Below are 21,912 nucleotides of genomic sequence, written 5' to 3'. Positions count from 1 at the left end.
CTGGGTAGCCGGACCGGCCCGGCGGATCCGCAGGAGCGCGCCCGGACGCGCACCGTGCCCGCCGGGCCACTGGCCCTCGTCCTCGTCCTGGCCCTGCTGGCCGCCCTCACCGCGGCGGTGTCCTGGGGCTCCACGTCCATCCCGGCGGGCGAGGTGTGGGCGGTGGTGGGGCGCCGGCTGTCCGGCGCGGCACCCCGCCCCGGCACCGACGACCTGATCGTGTGGCAACTCCGGGTGCCCCGCGCCCTGTTGGCGGCCCTCGTCGGCGCCGGCCTCGGACTGTGCGGTACGGCGACGCAGGCCCTGGTGCGCAACCCGCTGGCCGACCCGTACTTCCTCGGCATCTCCAACGGCGCCTCCCTCGGCGCGGTCGCCGCGATCGTGCTCGGCCTCGGCGCGGGCGGCGCGCTCGGGCTCGGCCTGTCCGGCGCGGCGTTCGCGGGCGCCCTCGCCACCTTCGCGCTGGTGTGGACGGTGGCCCGGCGCCGCGGGGGGTTCGCGCCGCTGAGGCTGGTGCTGGCCGGGGTGGCGATCGGGCAGTTCCTGTCCGGGTTCACCAGCTATCTGGTGCTCCAGGCCGGGGACGAGCAGCAGACCCGCAGTGTGCTGTTCTGGCTCATGGGCAGCCTCGGCGGCGCGGGTTGGCCGCTGCTGGCCGCTCCCGCCGTCGCCGTGCCCGGGGCGCTGCTGTGGCTGCTGGCCCGCGCGCGGGGACTCAACGCCCTGCTCATGGGCGACGAGACCGCGGCCGGACTCGGCGTCGACGCCACCCGGCTGCGCCGGGAACTGTTCACGCTCACCAGCCTGCTGACCGGCGTCCTCGTCGCCGTCTCCGGCGCGATCGCCTTCGTCGCGCTCATGGTGCCGCACGTCTGCCGCCTGCTGGTCGGCGGCGACCACCGCCGTCTGCTGCCCGTCTCGGCGCTGTTCGGGGCGCTGCTCCTGGTCGTGGTCGACATCGTCTGCCGTACGGCCATGGACACCCAGGAGCTGCCGGTCGGAGTCGTCACCTCGCTGATCGGCGCACCGGCACTGCTGTATCTGCTGGACCGACGCCTGGGGAGCGGACATTGAGGATCGCGGGGGAGCCGACGACGAGGACCAGGGGGGCGCTGACGATGAAGGCCAGGGGGAGCCGGCGATGAGGATCGACATCGAGAACCTGCACGTCGCCTACGACGGCCGTACGGTCGTCGCCGGCGCCCGGATCGTCGCCGCCGAGGGCGAGATCACCGGCCTCGTCGGGCCGAACGGCAGTGGCAAGTCCACCTTGCTGCGCACGGTCTACCGGCACCTGAAGCCGGCCGCGGGCCGGGTCCTGCTGTCCGGCACGGACCTGCGCCGGCTCAGCCCTGTCGAGGCGGCCCGGCACATCGCCGCGCTCCCGCAGGAGCGGGGCGGCGACTTCGAACTGACCGTCCGCGAGGTCGTCGCCATGGGCCGTACGCCCTACAAGCGGGCCTTCGCGGGCGAGGACGCCACCGACCGGGACGTCGTCGCCCGCGCTCTCGCGGACGTCGGCATGGCGCGGCACGCTGGACGCCGGTTCACCGAACTGTCCGGCGGGGAGCGCCAACGCGTCCTGCTGGCCCGTGCCTTCGCCCAGCAGCCGGACGTCCTGGTCCTGGACGAGCCCACCAACCACCTCGACATCCGGCACCAGGTGGAACTCCTCGCGCTGCTGCGGGCGGGGCGCCGCACGACCCTGGTGTCGCTGCACGACCTCAACGCCGCCGCCTCCGTCTGCGACCGGCTGCACGTCCTGCACGGCGGCCGGGTGGTCGCCTCGGGTCCGCCCCGCGAGGTGCTGCGGCCCGATCTGCTGGCCGAGGTCTTCGGCGTACGGGCGACCGTGGTCGACCACCCGCTCACCGGCGACCCGCTGATCGCCTTCGACCACCGGACGCCCGCGGCCGCCACCGTCCCCGAACGGTCCACCGACACCGTCCCGAGCTGAGCTGAGGAGTCCTCTGCATGTGCGGAATCACCGGCTGGGCGTCCTTCCACGGCGACGCCCGCACCCAGGCCCCGGTCATCGAGGCCATGACCGAGCGGATCGCCCCGCGCGGCCCCGACGCCGGGGGCGTGTGGCTGGGGGAGCGGGCCGCGATCGGCCACCGACGCCTCGCCGTCATCGACCTCGACGGCGGCCGGCAGCCCATGACCGACCGGCCGTACGAGCCCACGGTCGTGCTCAGTTACAGCGGCGAGGTCTACAACCACCACGAGCTGCGCGCCGAACTGCGCGGTCGCGGACACCGCTTCCGCACCCGCAGCGACACCGAGGTCGTGCTGCGCGCCTACGCCGAGTGGGGCGACGGAGTCGCCGACCACCTGGAGGGCATGTACGCCTTCGCCGTCTGGGACGAGCGCGCCGAGCGGCTGCTGCTCGTCCGCGACCGGCTCGGCGTCAAACCGCTGTTCTGGGCGGCGGTCGACGGTGGACTCGCCTTCGCCTCCGAGCCCAAGGCGCTCTTCGCCCACCCCGAGCTACGGCCCAGGGTGGACGCGGACGGGCTGCGGGAGGCGTACAGCCTGCTGTTCAACACGGGGCCGACGGTGTGGTCCGGCGTACGCGAGGTCGAGCCGGGCGGCCTGCTCGTCCTGGACCGGGACGGCGTCCGCGAGCGCCGCTACTGGCAGCTGGAGGCCGGTGCGCACGAGGACGACCGGGACACCACCGTGGAGCGGGTCGCCGCTCTCGTCGGCACGGCGGCCCGGGGCCAGCTGGAGGCCGACGTCCCGCTGTGCAGCCTGCTGTCCGGCGGCATCGACTCCACCGTCCTGACCGCCCTGCTCGCCGACGAACTCCGCCTGCGCGAGGGCCCGGACGCCCGCATCCGCTCCTACGCGGTCGACTACAGCGACCAGGCCGAGCGGTTCACCGGGGATGTCCTGCGCACCGGCCACGACACCCCGTACGCCACCGAGGCGGGCGCGTTCATCGGCACCGACCACAGCACGGTCGTACTGGACCCGCGTGACCTGCTCGACCTGGAGCACCGCAGGGCCGTCGTCGTGGCCCGCGACTCGCCGATCGGCGTCGGCGACATGGACACCTCGCTGTATCTGCTGTTCGGGGAGATACGGCGGCACTCCACCGTCGCCCTGTCCGGCGAGGCCGCCGACGAGGTGTTCGGCGGCTATCCCTGGTTCCACAGTCCCAAGGCGCTGGCCGCCGACACCTTCCCCTGGCTGCTGGTCACCGGAGACGAGGCCGCGATGCCTCTCAACCTCGAACTCGACCTGCGGGTAGGTGAGTTCAGGGCTGACATCTACCGCAGTGCTCTCGCCGCCGTACCGCACCTCGACGGCGAGAGCCCCGTCGAGTACCGGCAACGCGAGATGCAGCACCTGTCCCTGACCCGCTGGCTGCGGCAACTCCTGCACCGCAAGGACCGGTTGAGCATGGCCCGGGGGCTGGAGGTCCGCGTTCCGTACTGCGACCACCGGCTCGTCCAGTACGCCTTCGACATCCCCTGGGCGCTGAAGAGTTTCGACGGCCGGGAGAAGAGCCTGCTGCGCGCCGCCGGAGCCGGGCTGGCGCCCGAGTCGGTGCTGCACCGCCCCAAGAACCACTACCCGGCCACCCATCACCCCGACTACAACCGCGGCCTGCAGGACCTGGCCCGCGAGGCCCTCGCCGTCGAACAGGTCCGCGCGCTCGCCGACGAGACCCGCGTCAAGCCCTGCCTCGACACCCCGCCGGAGCGGCTGGAGTGGGGCCACCGGCTGCGCCTCGAACGCGTCGTCGACCTCGCCCTGTGGCTGGACCACCACAAGCCCGAACTCGCTCTCTGAGGAGCCCCGTACATGACCCTCCAGGAACCCCTCCCGGCGATGGACCCGGAGCCGCTCCCCGACCCGGTCCCGCTGATGGGCTGCCCCTACAAGAGCGACCCCTACCCCCTCTACGAGCGGATGCGGGAGGCGGGCCCGGTGCATCGTGTCCTCTTTCCCAGCGGTGTCCGGGCCTGGCTCGTGACCGGCTACGACGCCGCGCACGCCGCCCTGAACGACGACCGCCTCGGCAAGAGCCACGACCGTGGCAACGACAGCTGGCGCGCCCGCGCCTCGATCATGCCCGAACCGCAGCACTCCCGGCTCCAGGTCCACCTCCTGCACCAGGACCCGCCGAAGCACACGCACATGCGGCGCTTCGTCGCCGACGCCTTCGCACCGCGGCGGATCGAGCGACTGCTGCCCCGGTTCCAGGAGTTGGCCGACCGGCTCGTCGACTCCCTCCCGGAGGCCGGACCCGCCGACCTGGTCACCGGCTTCGCCGCCCACTTCCCCTTCCAGGTCCTCGCCGAAGTCATCGGCCTGCCGGCCGAGCTGGCCGAGCGCTTCGACCGCGACTGGGGCAAGGTCGTCCAGCCGGTCGGCCCGGCGGACCCGGGGCGAGCGCTGTACGAGGCGCGGCTGCACGGCCTGGAGAGCTACATCGCCGAGGTCGTCGCCCGCAAACGGGAGCACGGCGACGACGACCTGCTCGGCCGGCTCGTCGAGGCCCGCGACCGGGGTGAACTGACCCAGGAGGAGCTGGACTCGATGATCTTCCAGCTGCTGGTGGCGGGCCAGGAACCGGTCACGAACCAGATCACCACGGCCCTGATCGCCCTGTTCCGCCACCCCGACCAGCTCGCCCGGCTGCGCGACGACCCGGCCCTGCTGCCCCGCGCGGTCGAGGAACTGCTGCGCCACGACAGCGCCTTCGAGCTGACCACCTGGCGCTTCTTCGACCGGGACAGCGATCTGCACGGCACCGGGGTCCCGGCCGGCGACTCAGTGATCATCTCCCTGTGCGCCGCCAACCGGGACCCGCGCCGCTTCCCCGACCCCGACGCCCTCGACCTCGACCGCAGCCCCAACCCCCACCTCGCCTTCGGCCACGGCATCCACTTCTGCCCGGGCGCCGCACTGGCCCGCGCCGAACTGCGCATCGCCCTGGGCACCCTGCTCGCGCGGCTGCCCGGTCTGCACCTCGCGATCGGCGACGAGGACATCGAGTGGATCCCGTCCGTCCTGGGCCGCGGCACCAACCGGCTGCCGGTCGGCTACGACCGACGCGTCTGACACCGACCACCGAACACGTCGCAACCCGGGTCCCGTTCACCACCCGCCCCACGCCCTGGCCGCCCCCCCGCCCCGCGAGCGGCGTCCGGCACCGAGACCGGGACGCCGGCCCGCCATGCCCGCTTGCCTGCACGGAGGCCCCCATGCCCATGACGACCGCACCGGACACGCGCGCCACGAGCCACGTCAGCGCCTCCATCCTGGAACGGCTGCTGCCGTACCACCGCACGACCGGCCCGGCTCCCGCCACCCCGGACGCCTTCGGCCACCAGCTGCGCCGGATCGCCGGGTTCGTGCGGGAGGGCGAGCCCGTCGTGTTCACGCTGCCCGGCTTCCCCTGCAAGTCGCCCAACCCGGCGAAGGTGCTGGGCCACCTCCCCGACCAGGGCGAACGCCTCTCACTGCGGTTCTTGCAGTCGCTCTGCACGGACATCGAGCGGATCTACCCACCCGGCGCCAGGGTCGTCATCTGCTCCGACGGTCATGTCTTCGGCGACCTGATCCGCGTCCCCGACCACCACATCGACGCCTACGCGGACGAACTGCGCGCGCTCATACGGGAGTCGGACCTGGACCGCCTCTCCGTCTTCGACCTGCGCGACGTCCTCGGGGACCTCCCGCACGACGTCAAGCGCGCCGAGGTCCACCACCGCCACGCCCCCAGCCTGGACGCGCTGCGCGCCGAGGTCCGCGACGACGCCCCCACTCTCGCGCTGTACCGGGGCATCACGCGTTTCCTGGTCGAGGACACGGCCGACTTCACCGGCACCCGCTCCGCCCTCCAACGCGAGTGCCGCAGGCGGGCGTACGGCGTCATCCAGCGCAGCCGGGCGTGGGGTGCGCTGATCGCCGGCCGGCACCCGAGTGCCGTACGGCTGTCGATCCACCCGCAGCCGGCCGGCGCCCCCAAGTTCGGCATCCGCCTCCTGGACGCCCCGGACGTCTGGGCCACGCCCTGGCACTCCGCCGCCCTGCGGGAGCCCGACGGCCGCTGGACCCTGCTGCCCCGCGCGCGGGCCGAGAGACTCGGCCGCCTCGTCCACCGCGAGGGCAGACCGAGCCACTTCGAGCGGCCCGGCGTTGTCAGTGGGCTGTGTTACCCAGGTGGGGACCGGGAGGTGACTGGATGCTGATCGATACGACCGCTCCGCTGGCCCGTGCCGTGGGGGAGGCGATCCGGACCGGTGACGTGGGAGCGCTGGGCGACCTGCTCACCGCGCATCCGGGGCTGGCCACGGCACGGGTGGGCGACACGAAGACCACGCGGACCCTGCTGCACATCGCCACCGACTGGCCCGGCAACTTCCGCCCGGTTCACCGGCGCACACCGCGAGACCCCGCTGCACTGGGCGGCCGGCTGCGACGACGTACCCGTGCTGGACACCCTGCTCGATCTCGGCGCGGACATCGAGGCCGACGGCGGCGTGATCGGCGACGGCACGCCGCTGGCGGACGCGGTGGCCTTCGGGCAGTGGAAGTGCGCCCGGCGGCTGCTGGAGCGCGGTGCCCGCACCACCCTGTGGCAGGCCGCCGCCCTCGGCGAGGCCGACCGCGTCACCGCCTGTTTCACCTCCGGCACCGGCCGGCCCGCCCCCGAGGACATCACGGCCGCGCTGTGGTGCGCCTGCCACGGCGGGCAGCAGCCGATGGCCGACTACCTGCTGCGCAGGGGCGGTGACGTCAACTGGATCGGCTACGACCGGCTCACCGCGCTGGACGCCGCCGACCGCGCGGGCCACCACACGCTGGTCGGATGGCTGCGCGAGCACGGCGCCAAGTCCGCCGGGGAGTTGGTCTGATCCAGCCGGACCGGCTCGTGCCGCCCGCCGAGGTGCGCTCGCTCCGGCAGGGGTGAAGACTGGGACCCGGCGGGGCCGCTGCGCCCTGCCGACATCGACAGGTCGACACATCGACACGAGGTGCGAACGGATTCGCGCACCACGCCCCCGCAAACCCGCCCGGACGTCAGGCGCCTCATCCGTACGCGGCTCACCGTCCGCACACGGAGGGAGCCGGCCATGGGCGGCATCAACGGAACAGCACTGGAAGGCCTGCGCGAGGCGATGCGAGGGCCCGTCATCACGCCGAACGACCCCGGCTACGACGAGGCCCGCAGCCTCTACAACGCCATGATCGACCGGCGCCCCGCGGCCATCGCGCAGTGCGTGGACGTGGCGGACGTACGGACCGTGATCTCCGTCGCCAGGGACACCGGAGTGGAACTCGCGGTGCGCGGCGGCGGCCACAGCGGCCCCGGACTGTGCCTCGTCGACGACGCCCTCGTCCTCGACCTGTCGACCATGCGCGGAGTGCGCGTGGACCCGGGTGCGAAGACCGCGCAGGTGGCCGGCGGAGCACAGCTCGGCGACCTGGACCACGCGGCCCACACCTTCGACCTGGGGGTGCCCACCGGCATCATCTCGATGACCGGCGTGGGCGGCCTCACCCTCGGCGGCGGCCACGGTCATCTGACCCGCAAGTACGGACTGACCGTCGACAGCCTGCTGTCCGCCGACGTCGTCCTCGCCGACGGGACCTTCGTCACCGCCTCCGCGGACGAGCACCCCGAGCTGTTCTGGGCGCTGCGGGGCGGCGGCGGGAACTTCGGCGTCGTCACGTCGTTCACCTTCCGGCTGCACCCGGTGGGCACGGTCGGTGTCGCGGTCACGGTGTGGCCGGTCGACCGCACCCCCGAAGTGCTGCGCTGGTACCGGGAGTTCCTGCCCGCCGCTCCACCCGACCTCAACGGCTTCTTCACCCTGTTCACCATCCCGCCCGGACCGCCGTTCCCCGAGCCGATCCACGGGCAGAAGATGTGCGGCATCGTCTGGTGCTACACCGGCGACCTGGCGGGCGGCGGCCTGGAACAGGCGCTGACCCCGGTCAACGAACCGGCGCCGTCCGCCTTCCACTTCACCACGCCGATGCCCTACCCCGCCCTGCAGGGCATGTTCGACGAACTGATCCCGAAGGGTTACCAGTGGTACTGGCGCGGCGACTTCTTCGACCAGATCTCCGACGCCGCGATCGACGTGCACCGCAAGTACGGCGAGAACCTCCCCACCGAACTGTCCCTGATGCACCTGTATCCCGTGGACGCCGCGGCCCACCGGCTCGGCACCGACGACACGGCCTGGGCCTACCGGGACGCCGTGTGGTCCGCGGTGATCGCCGGGGTCGACCCGGACCCCGCCAACGCCGAGGTGATCCGGCAGTGGAGCGTCGACTACTGGAGCGATCTGCACCCGCACTCCATGGGCGGCTCCTACATCAACTTCATCGGCGAGGGCGAGAGCACGGACCGCGTCCGGGCCACCTACCGCGGCCACTACGACCGGCTGGCCGCGACCAAGCACACCTACGACCCGGACAACTTCTTCCACGCCAACCAGAACATCCCGCCGGCCACCGGCTGACGTCCTCGCACCTTCGTTCACCCCGGAGCACCGCCTGGGGTAGGGTCCCCACGGGTGTTCGGTTACTCACTGGTAGTGCGCCGGTGCGGGGAGTGTCGGAGGGCGGCAGGGCGATGGAGTCCCAGGTGGGCGAGAGCGGATCCGTGCAGACCGACGGCACGCGCCTGGAGGACTTGACGCTTGAGCCACTGCTGACCCGTGACTACGAGACACGCCCCTCGCTCGTGTACGAGCGGCTGCGCCAGCGGCACGGCCCCGTCGCCCCGGTCGACCTGCTGGGCGTTCCCGCCTGGCTGGTGCTCGGCTACCGGGAGGCGCTCCAGGTGCTCCAGGACGACGAGGGCTGGCCGAAGGGGCTGGAGAACTGGCGGGCCCGCACCGACGGCGAAGTGCCCGCCGACTGGCCGCTCGGGCCGTCCCTGGAGGTCAACCACGTCCTGATCCAGGGCGGCCCCGGCTACGGGGCGCTGCGAACCGCCTGGGACGCGGCGCTCAAGCCGTTCCAGGACCCCGGCCACCCGCAGGCGAAGCGGCTCAAGGCGGCCGTCGCCGCCTACGCCGACGAGCTGATCACCCTGGTCGGGCAGGGCGGCGGCACGGGCGTCGCGGACCTGTCCGCGCAGTTCTCCCGGCCGCTGCCGCTGATGGTGGCCAGCCACCTCCTCGGCTTCCCCGGCTCACAGGGCGACGACGCCCTGATGGACATGTGGCGGGTCCTCGACGCGGGCCCCGACGCCGAACCCGCCCTGGAGCGGCTGCTGGCGACCCTCGCGGAACTCGCCGCCGTGAAGCTGAAGGAACCCGGCGACGACTTCCCCTCCTACCTGCTCGCCGCGCATCCCGGGCTCTCCCTCGACGAGCTGGCCCGCGAGCTGTTCATGCTGCTGGGCATGACCTCCGACCACGTCGGCATCCTCATCTCGAACACCGTGGTCGAGGTCATCTCCGGCGACGGCGGCGGCGTCCGGGCCAGCCTCTCCGCCGGGATGATCCGGGAGACCATGAACCGGGTCGTGATGCGCAAGCCGCCGCTGGTGAACTTCGTCCCGCGCTTCGCCGCCGAGGACACCCCGCTCGGCATCTACACGATCCGCGCCGGCGACCCGGTGTGGGTCTCCGCCGCCGCCGCGCACGCCGACCCGCTGTTCGCCGACCATGTCGCCCCGAGCAGCACGATCAGCACCCGCGCGCACCTGTCCTGGGGCGCGGGCCGCCGCCAGTGCCCGGCCCGCGAGCTGGCGTCCACCGTCGCGGCGGTCGGCGTGGGCCGGCTCTTCGAGCGGTTCTCCGATCTGGAGCTCGCCCTGCCCGCCGACCAACTGCCCTGGCGTTCGTCTCCGTTCATGCGCGGTCTGCGGTCGCTGCCGGTGCACTACGCCCTCGCCCCGGAACCGGAGCGGGCCGCGGCGCCCGGGCGACCGGCGCTCCCACGGCCGGCACAGGAGGGCACGGAGCCGGTGCTGCCGGACCGGTCCGCGCGGCAGCGCTCCTCCCTGTGGCGCTATCTCACGGGCCTGATCCGCGGTGGCCGCTGATCCCGGGCCGCGCGTCGCTGCCCGGCGGCCGCGGCCCGAGGCTCCCGTGATCGACTGGAGGCCCGCCCGGCACGGGCGTACCGTCGAATGGTGGCGGGCACCAGCCACCTGAACCCCCGCCACGGCGCGATGCCATGAGCACTCCCGAGCCGACCCCCGAAGCGCAGGCCACCCCGCAGGAGACGGAGCGGGGCAACGGCCGCGGCAGCGGTATGGCGCTGTTCGTCATCGCCTCCTGCCAGCTGATGGTGGTGCTCGACATCACCATCGTGAACATCGCCCTTCCGCACATCCAGAGCTCGCTCGACTTCTCCACCACGAGCCTGTCCTGGGTGGTCAACGCCTACACGCTCACCTTCGGCGGGCTGCTGCTGCTCGGCGGCAGGATGGGCGACATCCTCGGCAGACGGCGGGTGTTCGTCTTCGGCGTCCTGCTCTTCGTCCTCGCCTCCCTGCTCGGCGGACTGTCCCAGAACTCCTGGCAACTCCTCGCCGCCCGAGCCCTGCAGGGGGTCGGCGGCGCCATCGCGTCCCCCACCTCCCTCGCCCTGATCAGCACGACCTTCCGTGAAGGGCCTGAACGCAACAGGGCGTTCGGCGTCTTCGCCGCGGTCTCGGCGGGCGGCGGCGCGATCGGGCTGCTGGCCGGCGGCATGCTCGTCGAGTGGCTCAACTGGCGCTGGGTGCTCTTCGTCAACGTGCCGATCGGGCTGCTGATCGTGCTCGCCACCCCACGCTGGATCCGGGAGTCCGAGCGCCATGCCGGGCACTTCGACATAGCGGGCGCGCTGACCTCCACGATCGGCATGGTGCTGCTGGTGTACGGGTTCATCCGGGCCGCGCAGGACGGCTGGCGGGACGCGCTCACGCTGGGGGCGTTCGGCGCCGCCGTCGTCTTCCTGCTGCTGTTCGTCCTGGTCGAACAGCGCTCCAGACAGCCCATCACCCCGCTGCACATGTTCGCCGACCGCAACCGGGCGGGCACGTACGGCATCATGCTTAGCCTGGCCGCCGCGATCTTCGGCATGTTCTTCTTCCTCACGCTCTTCGTGCAGGACGTGCTGAACTTCAGCCCGCTGGAGGCCGGCCTCGCCTTCCTGCCGGTGAGCGCGGTCATCGCGGTGGGTGCGGGGATCGCCTCGCAGCTGCTGCCGAAGTACGGGCCCAAGCCGTTCATGGTGACGGGCGCGATCCTGGCCGCCGCGGGTCTGTCCTGGCTGACCCTCACCGACGTCCACTCCACCTACCTGGGCAGCATCCTGGGCCCGATGCTCGTCTTCAGTCTCGGCATGGGTATGGAGTTCGTGTCCCTGACCCTGATGGCCCTGTCCAACGTGACCCCCGCGGAGACCGGCGCGGCGTCGGGACTGCTCAACGCCACCCAGCAGGTGGGCGGCTCACTCGGCCTGTCCATCCTGGTCACGACGTTCGGTACGGCCAGCAACAACGAGGCCGACAAACAGATACCCGCGTTCCTGTCCCAGGCGACCCCGCTGGAACGGCTGCGCTTCGAACGCACCGGCCAGCTCCCCTCGCAGTACGCCGACGAGATCCTCACCTCCGGTGTCTCCGCCGCCTTCGTCGTGGCCGCGATCTTCACCGGCATCGCGGCGGTCATCGCCCTGCTCGTCATCCAGGTCCGCCCCTCGGACCTGGAGCGGCTCCAGGGCGGCGGGATGCCGACGCCCTGACTGGACGCCTTTCGTTGGGGCCCCCGTCACCCGACGCTCTTACTGTGCGCGCCATGAGAAGAATGACGATCATGGTCAGTGCCGCGGCGCTGACCGTCGGACTGGCCTCCCCCGCCGTGGCCGACCGCGACGCGCAGGACTTCGGCCGGGCCGCCCTGACCGGCTTCGCGTCCCTGCCCGCCGAGACGTTCGTGCCGGGCAGCGAGCCGTCCGGCTCCGCCATCGGCGCGGGCCCCTTCAACGGGATCGCGGCGCCGTTCGCGCACCAGCCGGTGCAGGGCTTCAGCGGTGTCGTGAACCGGCGTGACGGCACCTTCGAGGTGCTGTCGGACAACGGCTACGGCAACAAGGCCAACAGTGCCGACTTCCTGCTGCGCGTCCACCGCATCAAGCCGGACACGCGGACCGGCGAGGTCAAGGTGCTCGGCGGGTTCAACCTGAGCGACCCCCACCACCACGTGCCGTTCCCGCTGACGCGGGCCGACCGGGTGCTCACCGGCGCCGACTTCGACGTCGAGTCGATCCAGCGGATGCCGGACGGCACGTACTGGCTGGGCGACGAGTTCGGCCCCTGGCTGCTGCACTTCTCCGCGAAGGGCCGCCTCCTGGAGGCGCCCATCGCGCTCGACGGGGTGAAGGCGCCGGAGAACCCCTACCTGAACGGCGCCCAGCCCAACATAGGCAGCAGCAAGGGCTTCGAGGGCCTGGTCCGCTCCGTGGACGGCCGGCACCTCTACCCGCTCCTCGAAGGCACGGTGAACGGCGACACCCCCGGTGACCTGCGGTTCAGCGAGTTCGATCTGCGCGAGCGCGCGTACACGGGGAAGCGTTTCGTCTACCGCCTGGAGTCGACCGCGAACGCCATCGGTGACGCCATCGCCGTCGACCGGCACCGCTTCCTGGTCATCGAGCGGGACGGCGGGCAGGGCGACACGGCCAAGTTCAAGCGGATCTACCTGGCCGACACCCGCGACCGCGACGGCGACGGCCTGATGGACAAGACCCTGGTCGCCGACCTGCTCGACATCGCCAACCCCAAGGGCCTCGGCGGCTTCGACAAGACGTTCCGCTTCCCGTTCCAGACGATCGAGGACGTGAACCTCGTCGACGACCGGACGCTCGCGGTCCTCAACGACAACAACTTCCCGTTCTCGTCGGGCCGTATGGCCGGCAAGGCGGACAACAACGAGTTCATCACCATCCGGCTCGCGCAGCGGCTGCACGCCGACAAGCGCGCCTTCCGCTGACACGGCGTCGCGGCCGGACCGGTCGAGGGGGTGATCGGTCCGGCACGCGCCGTCAGGGGTGACAGTTCTCGCGCCGCATCCGATGAGTGACTTGTGGGGAAGGCGCAAGCGACTGGTGCCCCTGGTGTGTGACCACGTTCACCCCGACGTGGCGGAAAGTGATGAATTCCTTACGCAAGTTACGCGTAAAGGACGGTAACGCAGACAACGTAGGTGGAGGTTTCGAGTGCGACCGTTCACACTCAACTACGCAATTTCCAGAGGGCTTCCGAGCGGGGTGACGCCCTATCACTTCGACCCGGCCCGGCAGCTGAACATCCTGCCCGACGGCCGGCCCGCCGTCAGTGACCCGGACCTGATGCTCGCGGCCGGCACGACGACGTCCACCGCGGGGTCCGCGACCCACTTCGACGACTGACGGACCGGGCCGCATGACGGTTCTGATCCTCACGTCCGAGGAGGACGTGACCGCCGACATGGTGGTGGCCGCACTGCATGCCACGGGGACGCCCGTGATGCGTCTGGACCCCGCCGACCTGCCGGGCAAGGCCGTACTGTCCGTCGACTACGCCCACGGCGACTTCGACGGCCATCTGTCGGTCAACGGGCATGTGCTCAGCATGGGCGGCCTGCGCTCCATCTGGGTGCGCAGGCCCGGCGAACCGGCCGCGAACGCGGCCGAACCCTCACCGTGGCTGACCGCCGAGACCCGGCAGGCGCTGTACGGGATGCTCCACTCCGCCGGCGCACGGTGGATGAACCATCCGCGCAACGCCGATCAGGCCCGGCTGAAGCCCTGGCAGTTGCGGGTCGCCCACCTGAGCGGCTTCGCCGTGCCGCCGACGGTCTTCACCACGGCACCCAGGCTGGCCCGGGAGTTCGCCGAGGAGCACCGCGAGGTGGTGGTGAAGTCCGCCTCGGGGCCACCGCCCGGCGAGCCCTCGCTGGCCCTGCCCACCACCCTGATCGGCCCGGACGCGGACTTCTCCGCCGTCGCTGCCGGACCGGCGCTGCTCCAGCGGTACGTTCCCAAGCGGGCCGACATCCGTCTGACCTGCGTCGGCACCCGCCTGTTCGCCGCGCGCAAGACCGCCGCGCCCGACCAGATCGACGGTCGCTACGGCGACACCGGGCACGCCTGGGAACCGGTCCAGGTCCCGGACCGCATCGGCAAGTCGGTGCACGAGTACGTCACTCTGGCCGGACTGGCGTACGCCGCCTTCGACTTCGCCGAGGACGAGGACGGCATCTGGTGGTTCCTGGAGTGCAATCAGGGCGGCCAGTTCGGCTTCGTCGAGCTGGAGACCGGGCAGCCCATCGCGGAGGCGGTCGCCCGGTGGCTGGCAGGACGCGGCGCGGAGCGCAGGGGCCTCGACGGCCACCGGTGACACGGGCCGGGCCGCCGCGCGGCGCGAGCTCCGCCCGACTGCGTTGAGGAGCACGGGACCCGCCCTCGGGGGAGGGAGCACGATCATCACGCGGCGGCCGATCGCGCCGGAGAAACTCGACACGCTGAACCTGGCCGGTCCACGGCTGCACGCCGAAAGCGATCTGTCCGCCGTGTGGCGCGACTTCCTCGGCGGCCTCAGCGCCCGCCGCTCGCGCTGAAGCCCGCCTGAACCGCCGTACGGCTCAGGCGGCCAGCTCCTTGCGGATGCGGTCCAGCATGAACGCCGAGGACTCCCTGGCCCGCTCCTCCCAGGCGAAGACGCAGGCCGTGGCGACGCCGTCGAAGTCCATCTCGCGCAGCGTGCCGAAGAAGGCGTCCCAGTCGACCTCGCCCTGGCCGATGTCCAAGTGCTGGTGGATCCGGGCCGGGGTGCCGGGCGGGTTGAGGATGTAGCGCAGGCCGGAGGAGCCCTTGTGGTTGAAGGAGTCCGCGATGTGCACGTGCCGCAGCTTGTCCCCGGCGTAGCGCATCATCGCGGCGATGTCGGCGCCGGCCTCCGAGGCGCCCGAGAGGTGGAAGGAGTGCGGGGCGCAGTAGAGGTAGTTCACCCAGGGCCGGTCGATCGCGCGGACCAGGTTCACCGCGGGCGTGTTCTCCTCGCAGAAGTCGTCCGGGTGCGCCTCCAGGTTCAGCGCGATGCCCTCGCGCTCGAACAGCGGCAACAGCTCCTCCATCGAGCGCCAGAAGGCGGCCTCGCTCTCGGCGGCGCGGTCCGGGCGGCCGTTGAACTCGCTGTTCATGAGCGGGCATTCGAGGGCGGCGGTGATCTCGATCATCCGCTTCCAGTAGCGCACGGCCGCCTGCCGCTCCGTCTCGTCCGGCGAGGACCACTTGTACAGCGGCAGCACGGAGGACAGCTGGACGCCGTGCGTGCGCAGCGCGTTCCTCAGCTCCGCGATCCGCTCGTCGTCCGCGCGCGGGTGCAGGAAGAACGGCATGAAGTCGTCGCGCGGCGACAACTCGATGTAGTCGTAGCCGAGTTCGGCGACCGTGCGCACCATCTCGTCGATGGGCAGCGCACGCAGCATGTACGGGTCGAGGGCGATCTTCATGCGGCACCTCCGTAGAAGGCGGGACGGGGCTTGATGTCGGTGGCTACGACCCGGCCCGACTCCAGGGCCTCGACCGTCGCGGCGGTGATGACGGTGGCGGCGTAACCGTCCCAGGCGGATGGCCCGGTGGGCCCGTCGCCCGTGGCGAGGCCCGCGATCCACTCGCGGAACTCGGTGTCGAAGGCCTGCCGGAAGCGGCCCACCCAGTCGGTGAGCACCTCCGTGCTGTGCTGAGCGGCGGTGCGTACGCCGACGGACGCGGGGTCGGGCAGCCGGACCAGCCCCTCCTCGCCGACGGCCTCGCACTGGATGTCGTAGCCGTACTGGCAGTTGACGAAGACCTCCAGGTCGATCCGGACGCCCTTGGCGGTCTCGAAGAGCATGATCTGCGGGTCCTTGAGGTGTCCGAACCGCTTGCTCGTGGCACGCGGGGTGATCACCTGGGTGGACACGATCTCGTCGTCGAGCAGCCAGCGCAGTACGTCCACCTCGTGCACCGCGGTGTCGAGGGCGGCCATGGCGGAGGTGTACGACTCCGGGACGGTCGGGTTGCGGTGGGCGCAGTGCACGATCAGCGGCTCGCCGATCCGCCCGGCGTCGATGACCTGCTTCATCTGCCGGTAGCCGGCGTCGCAGCGGCGCATGAAGCCGACCTGGACCAGGCGGCGGCCGTGCGCGGCCTCGGCCTCGACGATCCGCAGGCAGTCCTCGGCGGTCGTGGCCAGCGGCTTCTCGCAGAACACCGGCTTCCCGGCGGCGATGGCGCCCAGCACGTGCTCGGCGTGGGTCGGCCCCCAGGACGTCACCAGGACGGCGTCGACGTCGTCCGCCGCGATCACCGCGGCACCGTCGGACAGCACGCGGGCGCCGACCGGGGCCGCCGCCTCGGCGGCACGGGCGGCGTCGAGGTCGGTGACCGCGGTGACCCGGGCGCCGGTGACGGTGCCGGTCAGCCGCCGGATGTGCTCCTTGCCGATCCAGCCGGCGCCGATGACGCCAACACGAACAGTCATGATCAGTTCCTAACTAGGAGAAGCGCGCTCGGAGTTCGGCTTCGAGGGGTACCAGCGAGCGGCCCTTCGTCTCGGGGACGCCGGGGACGCGGAGCTTCACGAAGGTGAGCGAGAACAGGCCCGCCACCACGAACAGGGAGAAGGTGTTGGAGATCCCGATGCCGGGGACCAGCGACGGGCAGGCGTTGCCATGACAAGTCCTTGAATCATCTATCGCGCTCTACTAGCGCGCTCTAGTGCGAGTACGATGACCCTGGTCCAAATGTCATGTCAATAGCTTGTTGCTGGGGGATTTCGAGATCTCGCTAAGGTGAGCGGCGTAGAAGGGTGGGTGCACAGGTGGATGCGGCAGGCCGTCAGCGGCCCACGATGGCGGACGTCGCCGAGAAGGCGGGCGTCTCCCGGGCGCTCGTCTCGATCGTCTTCCGGGATCTGCCGGGCGCCGGCAGCGCGACCCGCGAACGGGTGCTGCGTGTCGCCGACGAGATCGGCTACCGCCCGGACAACGCCGCCAGGCTGCTCGCCCGCAGCCGCAGCCGCACGCTCGGCGTGATGTTCATCGTCCACCAGACCTTCCACACCGACCTCATCGCGGGCATCTACCCCGAGGCCGAGCGGCTCGGCTACGACGTGCTGCTCTCCGGGACGACCCCGGGCCGAGGCGAGGCCAAGGCGATCGAGGCCCTGCTCGGTCACCGCTGCGAGGGACTGATCCTGCTCGCGCCCGACGCCGATCCGGCCTACCTCGACGAACTCGGACACCGTGCGGCGACCGTGTCCGTCGGCCGTCGCGCGCCCGGCGCCCTGGTGGACTTCGTGCACAGCGCCGAGGGCAAGGGGCTGCGGCAGGCCATGGAGCATCTCGTCGAGCTGGGCCATCGCCGGATCGTGCACATCGACGGCGGACGCGGCCCGGGCTCGGCCGAGCGGCGCCGCGCCTACCGGGCCGCGATGCGCAGACACGGTCTGGAGGCCGAGCTGCGGGTGATCCCCGGCACGCACACCGAGGAGTCCGGCATCGAGACCGGTCGCATGCTGCTCGCGGAGCGGGACCAGGGGCTGCCGCTGCCCACGGCGGTCGTCGCGGGCAACGACCGGTGCGCGATGGGCCTGCTGATGACCCTGACCCGGGCCGGCGTCGAGGTCCCGCGCGACGTGTCGGTGGTCGGCTACGACGACAGCCATCTCTCCCACCTGATGCCGATCGGCCTGACCACCGTCCGCCAGGACGCCGTCCTCCTGGCCGAGCACGCCGTCCGCTACGCGGTGGAGCGGCTGGAGAACCCGGAACTGGAGCCTCGGGAGGCTGTGTTGGACCCGAAGCTCGTTGTCCGGGGCACCAGCGGGCCGCCGCCGGGGGAAGCGGCCCGCTGAGGCAGGGCTTCAGATGGGAGACGGCCCACTCTCGGTGTCGAGTGCAAGCTGTCGGTCTCTTGCTGCCGGGTGCTCGTTCAAGAACTGCTTCGCTGCCTCGATCGCTTCCTGGCTGAGTGATTCGAAGGAGACGCCCCAGCTCTCCTCCCAGCCGTCCAAGTTGTGCGCGCAGTGCACAAGTCGTTCGAGCTCCTCGGGATAGCCGAGGTCATAGGCGATGTCTGCCCAGATGAGATGAGTGCCTGCGGCAGGATCCAGGGACCCGTCGGCGATTTGACCGGCGATCCAGTAGGCCATCGCCCACCTTGCGTCGCGGGGGTCCGCGGGCGGGTGAAAGAGCAGCCCCAGCTCCTCCAGCACCTGGTCGAAGAGCGCGGGCGCCTCGGGCTCCTCGCTGCGGAGGAGGCCGGCCAGCATGGCGAGGGACGGGCTGTCCACGCCGGCGAGCAGCGCGTCCAGCCCTGCCTGAATGAGTCGGTCAGATCCGACGTGCCTGCCAGATGCTCTCGCATGCGCTAGACGTCTGAGTTGATCGAGGGCGTCGTCGTGGGTCATCGGAGTCTTTCGCGAAGGGATTGGCTAGCCGACCGCTGCCATCCACCAGGCGATTATGGATGATTGACTGGACGCGGCGCGGCTGGTCATCGTCACGAAGACCGTTGGTGAGGACCGTCAAGGTCACAGTCGGACACGGGGAACCAGGCAATGAGCAGATCATTTCGTTAAGACCTCGTTGTGGATGCGGGCCGTGGCAGAATGCCGACATGATTCTGATCCGAAAGGGCGATGCCGCGTAGGCGTCCGAAGGCCGTCCGCGCCGAGCGGTGGCGGCCACCCAAGTACCTGCCGGTCCGTCGGATCGCGGGTGTTTCAGCTCGAACTCGGGCGGCTGTGCGACGTGTTGAAGCCGAACACCTGTGGCCGGACGCGGTTGCTGTGGCTCTCAGTCGGTACGAGTGGGCTTTCAAGCAGCCAGGGCGATATCTGACTGGCCCTTACGAGAGCCCAGGCATCGAGATCGAAGACGGCCGAGATGACCTTGATGTAGCGCTGCGTCATCTTCCCAGGGGAGCCCGAGCTGATCTGGGCCGCTTGGTGGAACGAATTGACGTGGAGTTCGAACGTCGGACTCTTCCGAACCCGGGTTGGGTGAGCGGGTGGACGGCGGGGCGCTGGTGGTGGCGCATTCGGGAACGGTGATGTATGCGGGCAGTGGCGACCGGGTCATGTGTGGGGCTTTGGTCGCCTCGGGTCGTCGACAACGGTTGAATGCTGCCGTGGAGAACACTTGCGCGCCGGCCCATCAGGCGGTGGAGAACGAGGACGCGGAGACGTTGGCTCAGCTGCTGGCCGACGGAGTCTCCCCTGACGAGGTATGCGACAACATGACGCTACTCACGCATGCCATTGACGCCGAGGGTGATGGCGCCCTGCAGAGTGGCCGCCCGCTGACCGTGCATACCACCGCTGTGCTCCTCGCCTTCGGTGCTGATCCCCAACTCGCGGATCCTGACGGCCAAACGCCCATGGACCTCGCCCTGCACTACGGGCATGACCTGGCAGTCGAGCTGTTGCGGCGGCACATCAGATCGTGAGGCTGCGCAGGCAGATGACGGCGGGCAGTGTTCAGGACGGCACGGCGGGGCATCTGGTGCCCGGTGGGGGGACCGCCAGGTCGGTGAGGTACCTGTCCACGGCGTTCTCCATGCATGGGCCGTTGGTGACGCTGCCGTGGCCGTGGCCCTCGTAGGTGAGGAGCACGCCGCTACGGCCGAGCTGCCGGGCCACCGAGACCGCCCACGAGTAGCCGGTGGCAGGGTCGTGCAGCGCGTTGGATAGCAGGATTGGTGGGGCACCCCGTGCCTTCAGGCGGTGCTGCGGGTTGGCGGTCGGCGCGCCCAGGCACGCCGCTGTCATGTGTATCGGCAGCAGGTAAGGCAGGTCAGGTGCGGTCGTGTTCATCATGGCGACGAGCGAGGCGTACTCCTGATAGTCGCGCACCGGCAGGTGCCAGTCCGAGCAGAAGACCGGGGTTGCCGGAGGTAGTGGCGCTATCGAGATGGGTGACGCGGGCATTGGTTTGCTCGCGTCCATCTCGGCGATCGCCGTGGCCAGGCCCGCGTAGTCGGCCTGGTAGAACTTGCGGAACGCGATCTTGTTGACCAGGTCCGAAGACGACAGCGAGGTGCCCGGCTTCGACGGGTTCTCCAGTTCGCCGCGCCCAGCCTGGGCCAATAGGCGCTGCCAGACAGTGCGGACGTCGCGGCGGTGCAGCGCGCAGTCCGCGGCACCGTCGCACCACTTCACGAACTCCTGGAATGAATCCTCTGCCGTGGCCGCCTCGGACTGCAGGAAGTCACGCGTGGACCGGACGCTGTGGTCCATGACGCTCTCCAGCACCAAGGCGCGCAAGCGGCGCGGGTAGGTCTCGGCGTACTGCGCGCCGAGCAGCGTGCCGTACGAGCTGCCGTGGAAGGTAAGTTTCCGCTCGCCGAGGGCGGCCCGGAGGGCGTCCAGGTCCCGGACCGTCTGGGCGGTGTCAAGGTGGTCGAACACCGGGCCGGTACGGGCCCGGCAGTCGGCACGGAGCCGCCTGTTGTACGCCATGGTGGCGTCGAAGTCCGCCTGACTCGTCAGCTCCGGTGACGGCCGCTCGGCGAGCAGGTCGTCGGAGCAGGTCACCGGGTTGCTGCGGCCCACGCCACGCGGGTCGAAGCTGACGATGTCGAACCTGCGGCGGACCTCGGGGCTGAACCGGCTGATGCGGCCCACCACCATGTCCACACCCGAGTCGCCGGGCCCGCCGGGGCCGAAGACCATCGAGCCGACGCGTGCGCCGGGGTCGGTGGCCTTGCGGCGGGCCACCGCCAGGTCGAGTCTCGGCCCGCCCGGGTGGGCCCAGTCGACCGGCACCGAAAGGGTGGCGCACTCGGCTCCCGGCTGCGCCGGGTCGTCACACGGTGCCCACCGCAGGGCCCCTGTGGCAGACGGCGACGCGTGGACCGAGGGAGCGGCGGAGAGGCCGGCGATGACGGCCATTGCGGCTCCTATGGCCATGGCCGTACCCCGTGCGGCGATGCGCCGCAGTGCGGATCTGCCCGCTAACGGCATGGATCCTCCTCGTGAAGAGAGTGGATGTGTCAGACGTGCGGACCCGGCCGGGGCACCGTCGTCACGTTAGGCGCTCTGTCGCCTATGTGGTGTCGCTGTCAGGGGCCTTTCAGGGGCAGATCGGGGACCTGTCAGGGGCGATTGAGGCGCAGGGGAATCTCAGTCCCTCGCTCAGTTCCACGCACGCTTGGTGGCAGGTGAAACCCGCTTACGCAGTCGCCCTGCGAGTCCGTGCCCAGCACTCGTAAGACGACTAGGAGGACACGATGACCACCCTCGGTTCGTTGAACGAGTTCTGCTGGATGGACCTGAAAATCCGTGACCAGTCCGGCACCGCCGCTTTCTTATCGCAGGCCCTGGGCTGGCAATTCGCGGTGGATGAGGCGGATTGGCGACGGGTGACCAAGGTGATCATCGATGGTTACCCAGATCGGCAGCGTCAGCGACCTCGCTAACCCGATCTATCCGCCGGACACGGCCGCCCACGTTGCCTACTACGTGGCCGTCGACGACGTCGACCGCCGCGCCAAAGCCGCGACAGCGAACGGCGCGCGTCTTGTCGTGCCTCCGTTTGACGCGGGCGATCAGGGCCGCACCGCGACGTTGATCGACCCGGTGGTGCCGCCTTCTCCCTGTGGCAATCCCGTGGGTTCAGCGGGTGGAAGTTCCCGCCCCGCCTTGCAGGCGCCCCGCACCACATGGTCCTGGCCTGCGACCAACAGAACGGGCCCGGAACTTCTATCAGAAGGTGACAGGTAATGACCTCGGCATGACCGCGCGAGTGGGCCCGACCGGCGGCGGGGCCGGCCGTGTCCCGTCGCGGCCACGGCCGACCCCGCCTGTCCCGGCACGCGCCTAGCTGTATTGACCCGCAGCGTTGTTCACGCGGCTGATGGGTGGCTGGCCTGCGAGTGCGGTGTGGCAGCGGTGGTGGTTGTAGGTGTGCA

At 71.0% G+C, this 21,912-nt stretch carries 21 protein-coding genes and 1 pseudogene; 16 read left to right on the top strand and 6 right to left on the bottom strand.

What is annotated here, in order from left to right; all coding sequences use genetic code 11:
* The 13 genes from ACIRD7_RS39095 (at window position 1) to ACIRD7_RS39035 (ending at window position 14,573) form a co-directional block, all read left to right on the top strand.
* On the top strand, window positions 1-1,074 hold the full coding sequence (locus tag ACIRD7_RS39095) for a FecCD family ABC transporter permease (RefSeq protein WP_403460828.1): 1,074 nt from the start codon (window positions 1-3) through the stop codon (window positions 1,072-1,074).
* Between the two features lie 67 nt (window positions 1,075-1,141).
* Window positions 1,142-1,957: an ABC transporter ATP-binding protein gene (locus tag ACIRD7_RS39090; protein ID WP_403460758.1), complete on the top strand. Its 816-nt coding sequence runs from the start codon at window positions 1,142-1,144 to the stop codon at window positions 1,955-1,957.
* 17 nt (window positions 1,958-1,974) lie between these two features.
* Window positions 1,975-3,801 carry an asparagine synthase (glutamine-hydrolyzing) gene (gene asnB / locus ACIRD7_RS39085; RefSeq protein ID WP_403460757.1) on the top strand — a complete coding sequence of 609 codons (1,827 nt, stop codon included), beginning with the start codon at window positions 1,975-1,977 and terminating at the stop codon, window positions 3,799-3,801.
* Window positions 3,802-3,813: 12 nt separating this feature from the next.
* Window positions 3,814-5,076 (top strand): cytochrome P450, encoded by a 1,263-nt coding sequence (locus ACIRD7_RS39080; RefSeq protein WP_403460756.1) that lies wholly within the window; start codon window positions 3,814-3,816, stop codon window positions 5,074-5,076.
* Window positions 5,077-5,219: 143 nt separating this feature from the next.
* Window positions 5,220-6,209 carry an L-tyrosine/L-tryptophan isonitrile synthase family protein gene (locus tag ACIRD7_RS39075; RefSeq protein ID WP_403460755.1) on the top strand — a complete coding sequence of 330 codons (990 nt, stop codon included), beginning with the start codon at window positions 5,220-5,222 and terminating at the stop codon, window positions 6,207-6,209.
* Window positions 6,210-6,233: 24 nt separating this feature from the next.
* On the top strand, window positions 6,234-6,875 hold the full coding sequence (locus ACIRD7_RS39070; RefSeq protein ID WP_403460754.1) for an ankyrin repeat domain-containing protein: 642 nt from the start codon (window positions 6,234-6,236) through the stop codon (window positions 6,873-6,875).
* A 219-nt stretch (window positions 6,876-7,094) separates the two neighbouring features.
* Complete coding sequence (locus ACIRD7_RS39065; RefSeq protein WP_403460752.1) at window positions 7,095-8,492, top strand: FAD-binding oxidoreductase; 1,398 nt, start codon at window positions 7,095-7,097, stop codon at window positions 8,490-8,492.
* 113 nt (window positions 8,493-8,605) lie between these two features.
* Window positions 8,606-10,027 carry a cytochrome gene (locus tag ACIRD7_RS39060; protein ID WP_403460751.1) on the top strand — a complete coding sequence of 474 codons (1,422 nt, stop codon included), beginning with the start codon at window positions 8,606-8,608 and terminating at the stop codon, window positions 10,025-10,027.
* A 212-nt stretch (window positions 10,028-10,239) separates the two neighbouring features.
* A complete protein-coding gene (locus ACIRD7_RS39055) occupies window positions 10,240-11,718 on the top strand; it encodes an MFS transporter (protein WP_403460827.1) in 1,479 nt (492 codons plus the stop codon).
* A 53-nt stretch (window positions 11,719-11,771) separates the two neighbouring features.
* Window positions 11,772-12,965 carry an esterase-like activity of phytase family protein gene (locus ACIRD7_RS39050; RefSeq protein WP_403460750.1) on the top strand — a complete coding sequence of 398 codons (1,194 nt, stop codon included), beginning with the start codon at window positions 11,772-11,774 and terminating at the stop codon, window positions 12,963-12,965.
* A gap of 226 nt (window positions 12,966-13,191) precedes the next feature.
* Window positions 13,192-13,383 carry a putative ATP-grasp-modified RiPP gene (gene tgmA, locus ACIRD7_RS39045; RefSeq protein WP_403460749.1) on the top strand — a complete coding sequence of 64 codons (192 nt, stop codon included), beginning with the start codon at window positions 13,192-13,194 and terminating at the stop codon, window positions 13,381-13,383.
* 13 nt (window positions 13,384-13,396) lie between these two features.
* Window positions 13,397-14,353, top strand: a complete 957-nt coding sequence (tgmB, locus tag ACIRD7_RS39040) for an ATP-grasp ribosomal peptide maturase (protein ID WP_403460748.1) — start codon at window positions 13,397-13,399, stop codon at window positions 14,351-14,353.
* A gap of 43 nt (window positions 14,354-14,396) precedes the next feature.
* Entirely contained in the window at window positions 14,397-14,573 is a 177-nt protein-coding gene (locus ACIRD7_RS39035) for a hypothetical protein (protein ID WP_403460747.1), read from the top strand.
* Between the two features lie 24 nt (window positions 14,574-14,597).
* On the opposite strand, the gene ACIRD7_RS39030 is transcribed toward ACIRD7_RS39035, so the two are convergent.
* The 3 genes and pseudogenes from ACIRD7_RS39030 to ACIRD7_RS39020 form a co-directional block, all read right to left on the bottom strand.
* Entirely contained in the window at window positions 14,598-15,467 is an 870-nt protein-coding gene (locus tag ACIRD7_RS39030; protein ID WP_403460746.1) for a sugar phosphate isomerase/epimerase family protein, read from the bottom strand.
* Window positions 15,464-16,480: a Gfo/Idh/MocA family oxidoreductase gene (locus ACIRD7_RS39025; RefSeq protein ID WP_403460744.1), complete on the bottom strand. Its 1,017-nt coding sequence runs from the start codon at window positions 16,478-16,480 to the stop codon at window positions 15,464-15,466. The genes ACIRD7_RS39030 and ACIRD7_RS39025 overlap by 4 nt, the downstream gene beginning before the upstream one ends.
* Window positions 16,481-16,493: 13 nt before the next feature.
* Window positions 16,494-16,670: pseudogene (locus ACIRD7_RS39020) on the bottom strand (MFS transporter); the annotation flags it as partial.
* Window positions 16,671-16,849: 179 nt separating this feature from the next.
* On the opposite strand from ACIRD7_RS39020, the gene ACIRD7_RS39015 reads away from it, so the two are divergent.
* Window positions 16,850-17,854 carry a LacI family DNA-binding transcriptional regulator gene (locus tag ACIRD7_RS39015; RefSeq protein ID WP_403460825.1) on the top strand — a complete coding sequence of 335 codons (1,005 nt, stop codon included), beginning with the start codon at window positions 16,850-16,852 and terminating at the stop codon, window positions 17,852-17,854.
* A 9-nt stretch (window positions 17,855-17,863) separates the two neighbouring features.
* On the opposite strand, the gene ACIRD7_RS39010 is transcribed toward ACIRD7_RS39015, so the two are convergent.
* Together ACIRD7_RS39010 and ACIRD7_RS39005 are read right to left on the bottom strand one after the other, a co-directional pair.
* Window positions 17,864-18,409 carry a hypothetical protein gene (locus ACIRD7_RS39010; RefSeq protein WP_403460743.1) on the bottom strand — a complete coding sequence of 182 codons (546 nt, stop codon included), beginning with the start codon at window positions 18,407-18,409 and terminating at the stop codon, window positions 17,864-17,866.
* A gap of 315 nt (window positions 18,410-18,724) precedes the next feature.
* A complete protein-coding gene (locus ACIRD7_RS39005) occupies window positions 18,725-18,913 on the bottom strand; it encodes a hypothetical protein (protein WP_403460742.1) in 189 nt (62 codons plus the stop codon).
* A gap of 218 nt (window positions 18,914-19,131) precedes the next feature.
* Between ACIRD7_RS39005 and ACIRD7_RS39000 the strand changes: the two genes are divergently transcribed.
* A complete protein-coding gene (locus ACIRD7_RS39000) occupies window positions 19,132-19,449 on the top strand; it encodes an ankyrin repeat domain-containing protein (RefSeq protein WP_403460824.1) in 318 nt (105 codons plus the stop codon).
* 31 nt (window positions 19,450-19,480) lie between these two features.
* Here the strand turns inward: ACIRD7_RS39000 and ACIRD7_RS38995 are convergent, their stop codons facing one another.
* Entirely contained in the window at window positions 19,481-20,965 is a 1,485-nt protein-coding gene (locus ACIRD7_RS38995) for an alpha/beta hydrolase (protein ID WP_403460741.1), read from the bottom strand.
* A 266-nt stretch (window positions 20,966-21,231) separates the two neighbouring features.
* On the opposite strand from ACIRD7_RS38995, the gene ACIRD7_RS38990 reads away from it, so the two are divergent.
* Complete coding sequence (locus ACIRD7_RS38990; protein ID WP_403460739.1) at window positions 21,232-21,420, top strand: hypothetical protein; 189 nt, start codon at window positions 21,232-21,234, stop codon at window positions 21,418-21,420.
* Window positions 21,421-21,912: the final 492 nt, after the last annotated feature.

It is taken from the genome of Streptomyces sp. NPDC093568, assembly GCF_044764945.1.
Lineage (GTDB): Bacteria > Actinomycetota > Actinomycetes > Streptomycetales > Streptomycetaceae > Streptomyces.
The sequence above is the reverse complement of the archived record's forward strand: the minus strand, read 5'-3'. Positions and strand labels throughout refer to the sequence as shown.